Source organism: Lacibacterium aquatile (assembly GCF_042683105.1).
GTDB lineage: Bacteria > Pseudomonadota > Alphaproteobacteria > Elsterales > Elsteraceae > Lacibacterium > Lacibacterium aquatile.
In genome coordinates, this window is the sequence record NZ_JBHUIP010000011.1 from 88,257 (window position 1) to 101,668 (window position 13,412).

At 56.9% G+C, this 13,412-nt stretch carries 9 protein-coding genes; 7 read left to right on the forward strand and 2 right to left on the reverse strand.

The features are described 5' to 3' along the window. Positions 1–204: 204 nt before the first annotated feature. The 5 genes from ACFSM5_RS11110 to ACFSM5_RS11130 all read left to right on the forward strand — a co-directional run bounded on the left by ACFSM5_RS11110 (position 205) and on the right by ACFSM5_RS11130 (position 9,349). A complete protein-coding gene (locus ACFSM5_RS11110) occupies positions 205–3,240 on the forward strand; it encodes an FG-GAP-like repeat-containing protein (protein WP_379876447.1) in 3,036 nt (1,011 codons plus the stop codon). Positions 3,241–3,307: 67 nt separating this feature from the next. Continuing rightward, a complete protein-coding gene (locus tag ACFSM5_RS11115) occupies positions 3,308–7,117 on the forward strand; it encodes an RHS repeat domain-containing protein (protein WP_379876448.1) in 3,810 nt (1,269 codons plus the stop codon). A 9-nt stretch (positions 7,118–7,126) separates the two neighbouring features. Further along, positions 7,127–7,603 carry a hypothetical protein gene (locus ACFSM5_RS11120; RefSeq protein WP_379876449.1) on the forward strand — a complete coding sequence of 159 codons (477 nt, stop codon included), beginning with the start codon at positions 7,127–7,129 and terminating at the stop codon, positions 7,601–7,603. Positions 7,604–8,048: 445 nt separating this feature from the next. After that, positions 8,049–9,041 carry an RHS repeat domain-containing protein gene (locus ACFSM5_RS11125; protein ID WP_379876450.1) on the forward strand — a complete coding sequence of 331 codons (993 nt, stop codon included), beginning with the start codon at positions 8,049–8,051 and terminating at the stop codon, positions 9,039–9,041. A 56-nt stretch (positions 9,042–9,097) separates the two neighbouring features. Further along, positions 9,098–9,349 (forward strand): hypothetical protein, encoded by a 252-nt coding sequence (locus tag ACFSM5_RS11130; protein ID WP_379876451.1) that lies wholly within the window; start codon positions 9,098–9,100, stop codon positions 9,347–9,349. A 160-nt stretch (positions 9,350–9,509) separates the two neighbouring features. On the opposite strand, the gene ACFSM5_RS11135 is transcribed toward ACFSM5_RS11130, so the two are convergent. Next, positions 9,510–10,562 carry an IS110 family RNA-guided transposase gene (locus tag ACFSM5_RS11135; protein ID WP_379876452.1) on the reverse strand — a complete coding sequence of 351 codons (1,053 nt, stop codon included), beginning with the start codon at positions 10,560–10,562 and terminating at the stop codon, positions 9,510–9,512. A gap of 75 nt (positions 10,563–10,637) precedes the next feature. Further along, a complete protein-coding gene (locus ACFSM5_RS11140) occupies positions 10,638–11,522 on the reverse strand; it encodes a LysR family transcriptional regulator (RefSeq protein ID WP_379876453.1) in 885 nt (294 codons plus the stop codon). 119 nt (positions 11,523–11,641) lie between these two features. On the opposite strand from ACFSM5_RS11140, the gene ACFSM5_RS11145 reads away from it, so the two are divergent. Further along, complete coding sequence (locus ACFSM5_RS11145; protein WP_379876454.1) at positions 11,642–12,859, forward strand: nucleotidyl transferase family protein; 1,218 nt, start codon at positions 11,642–11,644, stop codon at positions 12,857–12,859. Then, entirely contained in the window at positions 12,859–13,407 is a 549-nt protein-coding gene (locus tag ACFSM5_RS11150; RefSeq protein ID WP_379876455.1) for a GNAT family N-acetyltransferase, read from the forward strand. Before ACFSM5_RS11145 ends, ACFSM5_RS11150 begins: the two co-directional genes overlap by 1 nt. Positions 13,408–13,412 lie beyond the last annotated feature (5 nt).

Below are 13,412 nucleotides of genomic sequence, written 5' to 3' on the forward strand. Positions count from 1 at the left end.
GTATCTTGAACTCCAAATGGCACACAAAGCTGCAAAAGGCAATTGTGGGAGAGGTAATATTCGGTTGTGCAATCTGTTTGTTTGCTAACTAATTTGGGGATTTTTTCTCTTAATGAGAGAAAAACATTATCGACTCCGGTTGTTTTGTTGTGTCAGGTTGCGCGCCTTTAGATGCTCCCACAAGAAGTTAGCGCGTAGGTAGTGATGGGCCAGCCTGTTCGTTCGTCGTTCAAATCCGAGGTCGTGTTTTCAGATCTGGTGAAATCAGCCGCCTTCGCAGGAATGTTATGTGTGGGGCTGGTACCATCACTGACGCGCGCGCAGATGACATTGCCGGGAAGCATGGGCGTTGGCCCAACAGGCGCCGCCACTTATTCCATCCCAATCGAGGTTGTTCCCGGAACTGCAGGCATTCAGCCCAAACTGTCGTTTGGTTACAGCAGTCAGAGTGGGAACGGCATGATGGGGGTCGGATGGGGCCTCTACGGCCTTTCCAGCATTACCCGCTGTCCGCGCACCAAAGCCCAGGATGGGATCGTCGGATCCGTCAATTACGATGCCAATGATCGCTTCTGTCTGGATGGTAAACGTCTGAATGTCGTCGGTGATGGGGTGTACGGGGCCTCTGGTACTGAATATCGAACCGAGATCCAGGAGTTTTCATCCGTTGTCTCTTCCGGAGCTGTAGGTTCCGGCCCGGCTTCCTTTGTCGTTCGGACGAAGGGAGGGCTAAGGCTTGAGTACGGGATTACTGCTGATAGTCAGATAAAATTAAGTGCTCAGCCATCGGTCCGGATATGGGCGCTCAGCAAAGTAACTGACACTTCAAAAAACTCTATGACCATCTCCTATGTTAATAGCGATTCATCGGGTTCATATTATCCGGCACGCATTGACTACACTCGTAACGAGACGGACGCGACAGCACCGACGGCAGCCTATGCATCCGTTCAATTCGGATATGAGTTGAAGCCGGAAGATAAATATCATTACACCGGTGGTTTCTCATACCGCCTGAGCAGCCGCCTGAAATGGCTCAGAACCTATTATCATCCGAGCGCAACGACGAGCGAACTCGTCAGCGATTACCGGATTGCCTATGAGGCAGGCCCTTACACGGGGCGTTCCCGGGTAGTCTCTATTTCACGTTGCGGAGCGACAGGTATTTGTCTGCCGCCGACGAAATTCGAATGGTCCGATCAGACGAAATCCTTTCCGGCTGCAACAAAGTGGAACAATGATTTCGCGCAGTCCGCTGGTTGGGGAGACGAGGTTGCTTATCCACGCTTTGTGGCGGATGTCAGTGGAGACGGGCGGGCTGATACGATTGGCTTTGCCTCCGATGGAGTCTATGTCTCGGAAACCACTGGGGTCGCTCTTCCGGCGGGCACGAAGCGCTTATCGGCCTTAGGGTTGGATAACTGGGATAACTCCAGTCGTGTTCCCAGATTGCTTGCCGATGTAAACGGCGACGGCCGGGCTGATATCGTCGCTTTTGGCTATTCAAATACCGGCAGCCAGGCCGTGCTTGTTGCCTTGGCGGAGGGGACAGGTTTCAGCAGTCCTCAGAGTTGGACCAATCACTTCACCCGACATAAAACATTTGAACCGTTCAGTTGGGACCCATCCGCGCGCGATGCGCTAAAGTATATGGTCGACGGAGGGTGTGAGCATTATTGCGAGGTCCCTGCCTACCACCCCGATACCGAAAACCTGACGCCTCGTCACCTCGCTGATGTTAACGGCGATGGTAGGGCTGATATCGTCGGCTTTGGCGCCAACGGCGTTTATGTCAGTCTGTCGACCGGAACGGCCTTTGGCACTCAGACCGCATGGTCCTCGAGCTTTGGGTTCAAGGGTTATGGCAATGTCCAGGCGGATTATAACAGCAAGACGCCGCGACGTTTCCTGGCTGACATGAATGGCGACGGGATGGCCGATATCGTTGAATTCGGCATCGACGGCATCTATGTGGCGCTCTCCAGCGGAACCTCCTTCGGAGCGCGTTCCAAATGGACCTCCGGTTTTCCGAATTGGGCTGCGAGCACGAAGCGCTGGATGACGGTCGCTGATGTCAATGGGGATGGACTCAATGATGTGGTCAGCAACGACGAGTATGGCCTCTATGTTGCGCTCAATACCGGTAAGTCCCTATTGACGCACACAAAATGGTCGAAGGATTTTGGCTTTAACAGTGCCGAACCTGCGGCCGAGGCGGCTTACGCCCATAATTGGGCCGACCTCAAGAAATACCCGATCTATGCCATCGACGTGAATGACGACGGCATGAGCGATATTGTTGGCTTCGGGACTTCCGGGACGTTTGTGGCGCTCTCGAATGGGAAGGGCTTTGTTTCGGCGGCGCCGAACGGCCGTTGGAGTACTGATTTCAGCTTCAATGCGGGCTGGACGGACAATGGCACAATGCCCAGGCATTTTGCCGATGTCACCGGGGACGGGATTCTCGACATCGTCGGTTTCAAGGATGGCGTTCAGGTTTCCGCGCGCACCGGCCTGCCTGCCGATCTGATGACACGCGCCTATTCCGACGTTGGGACGGATTATAGCGTCGTCTATAAATCGCTTTCAGGAGTTGATCGGTCCTACGTTAAGGAAACGACGGCGGTTTATCCTCTGATGGATTATCAGGGTCCCGCCCATGCCGTGCAGAGGTTGAGCTGGGATACTGCGGTTGGCACGACGTCCAGTAAAACCTATCGCTATCAGGGGGCCAAAATCGGCCTCGACGGGCGCGGATTCCTTGGGATGCGGAAGGTCACGGAGCGCGACGAGCGAAGCTTTATCGAGACGACGACGCTGCGCTCGCAAAGCTTCCCCTTCATCGGCCTCCCCACTGTCGTTGAAAGCCGCTATGTCAATACTGAAGCGGATATCAACGTCCGTATCAGTCAAGTCATTAACTCCTATGTCGGAACGAGTGTGGCTTCGGTTGCCAATAAAAACGATAGCGGCAAAACCTCTCTGGTCCTGCTGACCAAGAGCGTCCGGACCGGCAATGATCTGACAAGTGCCATGGCCACCTCCGCCTTGCCCTCGGTCACCTCCGATTACGTCTATGACGATTGGGGCAATATCCTCACGCAGACGACGCAGACATCCCATCCGACGGGTGGCGATTACATCAGCGAGACGATCAACACCTACGCGAATGCCACGGGAAGTTGGATGATCGGCACGCTGCTGACATCGACGACCAAACAAACGGCACCGGGCGAATAGGGGGCGGATGATGGTTGTGATCCGCACTCGAGTTATGTCCGCGTTTCCCCGGTTTCGAGGGTTTGTGATGCCTTATCTGTTCGGTGCGGGTCGTACCGTTGCGGTTCTGTCTGTCGGTCTGTTGATGGTGTCCGTACCGTCCCTCGCGCAGAGCGTCAATTTCGAGGCGCCGGTGGTTCCATCAGATCCGGTGCCGGTGATCGACGCGCCGCCGTTGGAGGCGATGGTGTCGGGTGCCGATGAGGCGGCGATCCTGGAGGCCGAGCGGCTTGCGGAGTTCCAGGCCGGGAGCCGAAGCGCGTCGGCGCCGCTGTCGGGTCTGAAGGCGGACAGTGCGGGCGCTCCGCTTTCCGACGATGGGCTGATGTCGTTGTCGATGCCGATGGCGTCTTCGCTTGCGGGGCCGGTGGAGAAGTCGCGCAGCGTTTCCTACACCTATTTCGGCTCGACCAATCTGGTTAAGAGCGAGACGAGCGAGCCGGGTGCGGATGCGGTCACGACGAGTTATCTGCGGGATGACTTTGGCAATAAGACCAAGTCGACGATCACGGCCGCGGCGACGGGCGAGCGGGCGATCACGCAGCGGAGTTCGACCCTGGTCTATGATGGGACCGGCCGGTTTGCGACGGTTGCAACCAATGCGGCAGATGAAGGCGAGACGCGTGTCTTCGATCCGAAGACGGGGGCGGTTCGGTCGCTGACGGGTCCGAACGGACTGACGACGAACTGGAGCTACGACAGTTTCGGTCGGAAGATATCCGAGCTGCTGTCGGACGGGACGCAGACGACCTGGGCCTATGAGTATTGCAGCGCGATCTCCGGGGGCTGTTCGGCATCGAATGCGGTGACGCGGATCCGGGTTCGTCAGCTGGATACAGCCGGGAACGCGAAGGCTGCGGATGTCGACAGTTTCTTCGATCGGCTGGGGCGTGAGGTCCGGGTGTCGACGCTCTCGACGGCCGAGGACGGGACGGCGAAGCTGGCGTTTGTCGACACCGAGTATAACGCCCGCGGCTTCGTGGCCCGCAAGAGCCAACCTTATGTCAGCGGCGGGACGGTGGTGTGGCGGCGCTACAGCTACGAGGCGCTGGGCCGAGTTCAGAAGGAATGGCATTCGGTCACGGATAGCGACACCGACGGCAAGCAGCGGATCGTCTTCACCTACAGCGGTCTGTCGAGCAAGACGACGATCTGGCGGGATGTCGGGGCCGAGAATGCAGGCGGTGTGGATCGCCGGGTCCTGAAGGACAGCCTGGGGCGGGAGGTTCTGATCGTTGACGCCCTGGAGGGGTCGACGAGCTTTCGCTACGACCCGTTCGGCAATCTGACGAAGACGGTTGTGACGGCGAAGGACGCGCTGGAGACGGTGCGTTCGGTAACGACGACGATCAGTTATGACCCGCGCGGCTACAAGATCGGGATGAATGATCCGGACAAGGGCGTCTGGAGCTATGTTGTGGACCCGCTGGGTCAGGTGCGCAAGCAGACGGACGCGCGTGGCCGGAAGACGGTCATCACCTACGACAAGCTGGGGCGGGTGACGAGCAAGCAGATCGGGACGAGCCTCACGGTGGAGCGAACCGATAGCTGGACCTATGGGACGTCGGCGGCGCAGCGGAATGTGGGCAAGCTGATTGCGAGCAAATCTGTCACCGGCAGCAATGCGACGATCGCGGAGCGGACGTTCGAGTTCGATAGCCTGGGTCGCCTGTTCAAGGCGCGGCAATCCTTCGAGGGCGGTGCTTGGGAGGAGCAGACTGGGGTCTATCACCCGGTGAAGGGCAATCTGGCGGAGGTCAGCTATCCGTCGGGTCTGCGGCTGGACTATTTCTACAATCCGCAAGGGGAGCTGAAGCGCGTCGCGAATCACGTGACGAATGAAGCCTATTGGACGCTGGAGGGCCGTAATGCAGCGGGCCAGCTGACGCAGAGCCTGGCTGGCAACGGGGTGCGCACGCAGCGGAGCTATAATCTGCAAGGGTTCGTTGCGAGCATCGTGAGCACCAAGCCCGGGTCGGTCGCCGGTGCGGGCGACATCCAGGACAATAGCTACAAATGGGACAATCTGGGCAATCTGATCCGTCGCCGGGTGGATGTGACGCGCGGCGGGTATCAGGAGGACTTCAGCTACGATGAACTGAACCGGCTGACCGGGAACCGGATCTGGTCTTGGGACGGTTTGGGAGCGGGTGCTGCACCGCCGGAGAAGCCGACCCAGAGCTATAGCTATGATGGCTTTGGGAATATGGCTGTGAAGTCGGACAAGGGCGCCTATGCCTATGACTTCGGTGACAAGCCGCATGCGGTGCGCGAGGTCGCGCTGACGGGCGGGGTGCATACGGAATATTTCCAATATGACGCGGTCGGCAATCTGACGAAATCGGTGCTGAACGACCCGAGTTTTGCGGGTGGTTCGTTGGTGAGAACGATCAGTTGGACGGGTTTCAACCAGCCGCTGTCGGTGAAGCGGGGGACGTCGCTGGCACTGGAGTTCGTCTATGACGGCGACCAGTCGCGGATCAAGCAGGTCAATAATCAGACACCGGCGCTGACGAAACTCTATTACGCGGACGCCTTCGGCGGAAACCGCAGCGAGTATCTGACGGCGGCGGGCCTATGGAAGGACCAGGTGCTGGTAGGCGGCGAACTGGTTGCGATAGTGGAGACGCAGGACAGCGCTCCGAATAATCCGGACGTGAAATATACCCACACGGACTCTTTAGGCTCGATCCAGGCGGTGACGGACACGGCGGGCCTGAAGATCGAGAGCTTCGACTATGACGCCTGGGGCGCGCGGCGGTCGGGAGGCTTTGTGGTCGGCGTGACCTCGACCGGTTGGCAGGGTCAGCCGGATCTGGGTCAGGCGATCATGGGGAACCACACGGACCGCGGCTACACGGGCCACGAGATGCTGGACGACGTGGGCCTCGTGCATATGAACGGGCGGCTTTATGACGCTCAGTTGGCGAGGTTCATGGCGGCGGACAACTTCGTGCAGGATCCGGCGGATAGCCAGAGCTACAGCCGCTACAGCTATGTGCGGAATTCACCGCTGACCGCGACGGATCCCAGCGGGTGGTATGCAGAGGGGCCACGCGATCAGACGGGGCGCGTGGAGTCTCAAACCAGCACTGGCGTGGGTACCGGAAGCACGACCTCGGGCTCAGCGGCAGGGGACACGACGTCTCCGCCAGTGGACGACCGGGATCCGATCCAGAAGCTCTCGGACTTCTTCGCCGACCTTTTAGGGGTGCCAGACTGGGCACGTGATCCTAAATACGCGGGACTGTCTTATGAGGAGATTGAAAAAGCAAAGCTTACTGAGAAGATAGAAGAGTTCCTAGGATTTCCTTTGCAAGGGAGTCGTCTGGGGAAGATGTTCGCAGGCAATGCAAAAGGGGTAACGCTTGTTGGGATACCTCGCGAAGCATACCAAAAGGCCAAGGAATATATATCTCAAGTAGAAATTGGGGCAAAATTGTTTGAGGCTGCGGAGTTCTTTGGTCTAACAATTGAGTCGTCAATGGGGATGGCTGCTTATGTTGAGTTTGATGAAAAAAGAGGGATAGATATAATAAGGTGGGATCCGTTTTCCACGCCAAGATTTGAATCTGATATTGGCCGGATCGCCTATATGTCGAGTGCATTAGTTCTTGCTCATGAGATTGCCCATGTATTGCGTGAAAATAATGTGGCGGTTCTTACCGAAACAATAGGAACTCCAGATGCTCCCTATGATAATTTAGAAGAGAAAAGAGTGATCGTAAATTTTGAGAACCCGATAGGGCGAGCTTTGGGGGAGCCGACAAGAAGTCATCATGGCGGATTCGGGCGTAAAAGTGTAAAAGAAGTGACAGAATTTGGCTATGGATTGTGAGGGTTTGAAATGTATCGCTTCATAATGTCGTTATTATTTATTTTTATATTGCCATTTGATGTTGTTGGTGATCGTTTAAATTTGTTTGGTATGAATGCGAGTATTAAATTCGCAGGAGCATATTTTGTTAATGATGGTATATTGACAATAGATAGGGTTGTGCCTGGGAATTTAGAAGTCTATGGATGTTATATAAATAGCGTAAATAATGATGAATTAATGGTATTTATAAGAAATATCGAGGGTTTGGATCTTGTTGTGATGAATGATTTTTATAATAAAATTGAGGTAAGGTTTGGATTGTTTTTATATGATGGCGTTGTATGGCGGAAATTATACTTTCAAACAAAAAAAAGAAAAGAAAGTGAATATTTTTATGTTTACGTAGATGATGTAGTGTATAGGGCTCCGGGTTATTTTTTTGACAAAGTTAGGGCTTATATAGATAATATATACAAGTCAAGTGCTTGTAATAGAAGTAATTAGTGGAATGTTTTATAATTGGTTTTTTAAATTGCTGTTCGTGGTTAGGTTGTATCGAACGGCGGCTACCGGGAGACATTCGGCTATGACACGCTGAACCGCCTGACGGGGACGGGCGGGACGGATACGGTCCAGATCGCCTATGACGGCTTCGGGAATATCACCGACAAGAGTGACAAGGGCGCTTACAGCTTCCTCGCCGGTGCCAAGCCCCATACGGTAACGCAGGTGGTGCGTCCGGGGGCTGGCGGGACGGAGACCTATGACTATGACCCTGTGGGCAATCTTCTGTCGGGTGGCGGTCGCACGCTGAGCAGGACGGGGTCCAGGGATTATTACGCGGACTTCTTAGGGAGCAACCGCAGCGAACATTTCCTGCCGACGGGGCCACGGAGGGAACCTGGACGGATCAGATGATCGTGGGCAACGATCCGGACGGTGGTCTTTGTTGAAAACATTCTGGTTCGATAGCCTGGGGCGCCTTTTCAGGGCACGCCAGTTCGTCGAAGGGGGGGAGGACTGGGAGGAGCAGATCGGGATTTATCATCCCGTGAAGGGGCATCTTGCAGAGATTCAGTATCCGTCGGGTCTACATCTGGATTATTTCTACAACCCGCAGGGCGAGCTGAAGCGTGTCGCGAACCATGCAACGGGCCTTGCCTATTGGACGCTGGAAGGCCGGAGTGCGGCGGGGCAGTTGACGCAGAGCCTGGCTGGCAACGGGGTGCGCACGCAGCGGAGCTATACGCCGCAAGGGTTCGTTGCGAGCATCGTGAGCACCAAGCCCGGGTCGGTGGCGGGGTCGGGCGACATCCAGGACAATAGCTACAAATGGGACAATCTGGGCAATCTGATCCGTCGCCGGGTTGATGTGACGCGCGGCGGGTATCAGGAGGACTTCAGCTACGATGAACTGAACCGGCTGACCGGGAACCGGATCTGGTCTTGGGACGGTTTGGGAGCGGGAGCTGCACCGCCGGAGAAGCCGACCCAGAGCTATAGCTATGATGGCTTTGGGAATATGGCTGTGAAGTCGGACAAGGGCGCCTATGCCTATGACTTCGGTGACAAGCCGCATGCGGTGCGCGAGGTCGAGCTGACGGGCGGGGTCCATACGGAATATTTCCAATATGACGCGGTCGGTAATCTGACGAAATCAGTGCTGAACGACCCGAGTTTTACGGATGATTCCGTTGTGCGGAAGATCACCTGGACGGGGTTCAATCAGCCCTTGTCGGTGAAGCGTGGCACGTCGCTGGCGCTGGAGTTCGTCTATGACGGCGACCAGTCCCGGATCAATCAGGTGAATGACCAGCAACTCTTGCTTGATAAATACTATTACGCCGATGCCTTCGGAGGTAACCGGAGCGAGCAGAACCACGGGTCTGTGGAAGGACCAGATCATGGTCGGCAGAGATCTGGCCGCGAGGTGTGCGGCTAGTCTTATCTTTCGTGTATCTTCTTCATTCAGGCTTCTTGAAAAGAGACTAGAATTAAATGCCAGCAAAGCTGCCAGGGCTTCAAATTCAAGATATCGGCGATTTCCATACGACCCCAGCGGCTCGTATTCGGTTTCTCAAAGATGCCTTGGCGTCTGGGGACGAAAAGATGATGGCCTATGCTTGCAAGGTACTCAGGCGGATCCTGGAGTTGCCTGTTCGACAGGAAGCTGCTCCGACAGTCAGCAACCTGATGGAGATCGCTTCGGCACTGGGTGTCCAATTGACTGTCATGAAGTCCAAAACATAGCCGCAAGTGATATGGCTATCGCCGGAGCGATAGATGGCGCCGCCGCAACATCAGGCCGAGGTCGTCTGCCCCAATGGACGAACGCGGTCGGCGCCAACGGCCTCCACAGACTTGCCTCTAACAAGGTCACGGGCCTTAAAGGCCAACAGCGAATACAGAGTTAAGAGCCTGTGGCATTAGCCGCGAGGCCAGGATCGACATAGTCGCTGCCATCGCGCAACATGGCGAACATCTGGACCGCAAGTTTGCGTCCAACGGCAGCCATGACCTTTCTGCCGGATCGGCTGAGGGCAAGCTTCCGACCCCAGTTGCCGAGCGCGGTTTGCCGGACATTGCCATAGGTCAACCGCATCGCCGCTTGGCACAGCAGTGTTCTGGTCATGATGTCGCCACGCCTGGAGATGCCTCTCGGGCCAACGTGTTTAGTCCCTGTTCGGGAGAGGCGGGGCGCCAGGCCGAAGTAGCTGGCGACTTGTCGGCCACTGGCAAAGCGAGACGGGTCATCAATTGCGGCGGTGAAGGCCAGGGCCGTCAGGGCGCCGACGCCTGGGATAGACTGAAGTCGTTTTGCTGCCGGTGATTCTTCGGCATAGGCTCGGATCAATTCGTCCAAGGAGGTGATGGCCGCATGGGTCGCATCGATGACTTGCTTCAATGTCTGAAGGGGCAACAGGGCGATTGGAGGCAAGGTTTTGGTACGCCGATCCAGAACCAGACCAAAGGCCCCTTGTTTTGGGCGATCGAGCCCAATCGCCTTCAGGACATAGCCCAGTCGACTCTCCAGTCCGCGCCGCTGAGCAACCAGTAGATCCCGGGTTTTTAAAGCTGCGCGGACAGCGTGGGATTCGGGAGAACGGATCCAGACATCCCTGCTCCAGCCGGTTCTGCCGATTTGGGCAATCGCAATGGCGTCATGTTTATCCGACTTCACACCAGCGGCTTTAAACCATGCACTGGTGCTGCTGGGGTTCAGCATCTTGACGATGTAGCGGCGTTGCCGGAGGCCCCAGGCCAGCCAGAGGCTGATGCTGCCAGCTTCCAACGCAACGAGATTGATCGGGGTATCAAAGCTCTCGGCAATGAGATCGCAGCAATCCGCGAGATGCTCGGGAGTGGAGGGCATGGTCGTTTCGACAATGACCTTGCCGTCTGGATCAACAGCGCACAGATGGCAGACCTCAAGCCCGACATCGATACCGATGGTGAGTGTCATGGCAGAGCCTCTGAATTTGGGATTGCGCGGTGCGTCAGGACGCCGATGCTGCTATCGGCAGAGGGTTTCCAAAGTCTAGACCCGCGTCGACCGGAAAGACGCGTCCAACTCATCGACCAGGAAGTCGTAGACCCTCCGTATCCAGGGGACGGATTTCAGGTCGTTGTGCGCGACCAACCAAATTTCCCTCGTCCTCCAGGAGAAATCGGGGACGATTGGGATGAGGTTGAAGCGTTGGCCGACATAGCGGGGGATCAGGCTTACCCCCAGCCCCGAGCGAACGGCCTCCACCTGGCCAAGAGCGCTATTCACCCGCGTGGCATTATTGCCGCTGCGGATGATGATATCACGCCAGCCCTCAGTACCCGTTGGGTCGGCCCATGTGTAGTCGACCAAACCCAAGGGCTCGAGTTCATTGACCGATGTTGGCAGGCCCCGCCTGCGCACCAAGTCGGCTGAAGCGAATAGTCCCATTTCCAGCCGACCGACCAGGCGGGCGATCAGCCCCTCCTCATCGGGTCGCTTCAGGCGGATCGCAATGTCAGCGGCTCGGCGAATGAGGTCGACTGACGTGTTCTGAAAATCGACCTCAACGCTGATGCTGGGGTTCGCTTCTTTGAACTTCGACAGACGGGGAAGCAGCCAATAGCCCGCCATACCTTCGGTCGCGGATACACGAACCAAGCCAGAGAGCGTTTTATCCCGGGCAGCGATCTCGTTATCGATGCCCTGGGCCGCTGCCGCCATCTCCTCGGCGCGGGCCATGATCCGGTCGCCGAGTTCCGTGATGACCAGGCCGGTCCGATGGCGCAGAAACAGCGGTCCGCCGCACTGTTCCTCCAAAGCGGCGATGCGCCGGGAGATCGTGGCGTTTTGCATGTTGAGTTGCCGGGCCGCTGCGGAAAGCGAGCCGGAGTGCGCCACAGCTACAAAAAGACGTATGTCATCCCATGAGTACATAGTCGTTTTCCGTAGAGTACTTTACAGAAATAGACCATCCACCAACTACTCGTTTTGTTGGGATAGTGCGCTCCGCAACCTGTGATGGGTCGAATTTCTTGGTCAGCGGAGACAAGTGAATGAATATCCTTAAGCGCTATTTGCAAAGCCGCTCGACACGACTGGCATTGGCGATGGGCGGTGTGATGTATCTGGCCTATGCCATCAGTTTGTCGGCACAGGCCAACCTGGCCTTGATCGCGGTTTGCCTCTTCGTCTCAGCTTTCCTACCGTTCTATTCGCGGTTGAGCAACAGGGCCGAGGAACTGGTCAATCTGCGATTTGCCGTCGTCACTCTTGGACGCTTGGCCCGGTTCGGCCTGCAATTCGCCTTCAATGCTGCAATCTTCACGATCTTCGCCATCGGCGATGTGCTGCCAGCAGAAACCCCATTGGCCCACTTGATCGGGTTGATGGTTGTGACGACTTTGGCCTCCCAAGGGTTCCAGTACGTCGGTATTGTCGCCTACAACCGCGGCTTCGGCGATCTCAACCGCAATATCCTGGTAGCTCTGTCTTTCAACATCCTGCTGACGGCGATGGCGGCGGCGGGTTTCCCCATCGCGCGCACGGCCTTTTACATTCTAGGGATTGGTTTCGGCGCCTTGGTCTTCGGTGTCGGCATCCTGTCGGATTTGCGGGCTCGCTTTTGCCCGCAAGGCGGGGTGGGGGTGTTCTTCGGCACCTTCAATCCGTTCCATGGCACGCATCTGCAGCTTGTGCGGGAGGCGCTGGAACAGCGTGGTCTGAGCAAGATCATCATCCACCCGACCATAGTGCCGCGCCTCCATGCGACGGCCTTGGAGCGGGGTGAGATCCAGATCTCAGGCAATGTCGGTGGCCTGATCGTCTATGAGCGGACGGACAAAGCCGATGCCAACGTCAACTACTTCCCGACCGGCAACCGCTTCTATGCCCCTGAAATGCGGCGCCTGATGATCGAGGCAGCCATCGATGAAGCGGGCCTCACCGAAAGAGTCGAGGTGATTTGGGAGCCGGAGCTTTACCGCGATAAGGGCTTTTACGGTGTCCTGGATGCCATCAAGCGTCGGCATCCAGGCCAGAGGCTGCACGGCATCCATGGCAGTGACCTGGGTGGGATGTGGGTGCGGTCGATCTATGACGAGTGCGGCTGGCTCTATCCCTACGCCGTACGGCGGGTTGACGGTGTCTCTGCAACGGCGATCCGCAATGGCGCCATCGAGATGGCCACGCCTGCGGTGCGGGCTGTTCTGGAGCAGTTGAAGGCGGGCCGAGACATCAACCAGGCCTCCGACCATATCGGGGAAGCCGCGTGATGGATCTCAAGATCGTTTCATCGGCCGAGGAACTGCAGCAGGCCTTCGGTGTCCGGATTCTGGTTTACATCGGTGAGCAGGCCTGCCCCTGGGCGGAAGAGTTCGATGGCAACGACTTCGCCGCCACGCAGATCTTAGGAACCGTGGACGGTGAGCCGGTGGCGACCGCGCGCATTCGCTGGTTTCAAGACTTTGCCAAACTCGAGCGCCTCAGTATCCGACCCGAATGGCGGGGAGGTGGCAATGGCCACCGGCTGCTGCAGTACCTCATGGAGATTTGCCGGAAGAAGGGCTTCAGGCGCCTCTATCTGCATGCCCAGATGCGCCTGGCTTCTTTCTATCGGGGCTATGGCTTCGAAATCGTCGGCCAGCCGTTTGGCTTCTCGGATCATGACTATCTTGAGATGGCCTGCAACCTAGCGGAGAGCGAGGATCGGCTGACGCTTGAGCATGGCCCGATGGTCCTGAATCGTCCAGAGGGTGCTTGGGAGAGCGTAGGCGTGCTGGAAGCCTCTCTCGACCGGATGGAAGTCCCTCTCTCGGCCTGACCCAT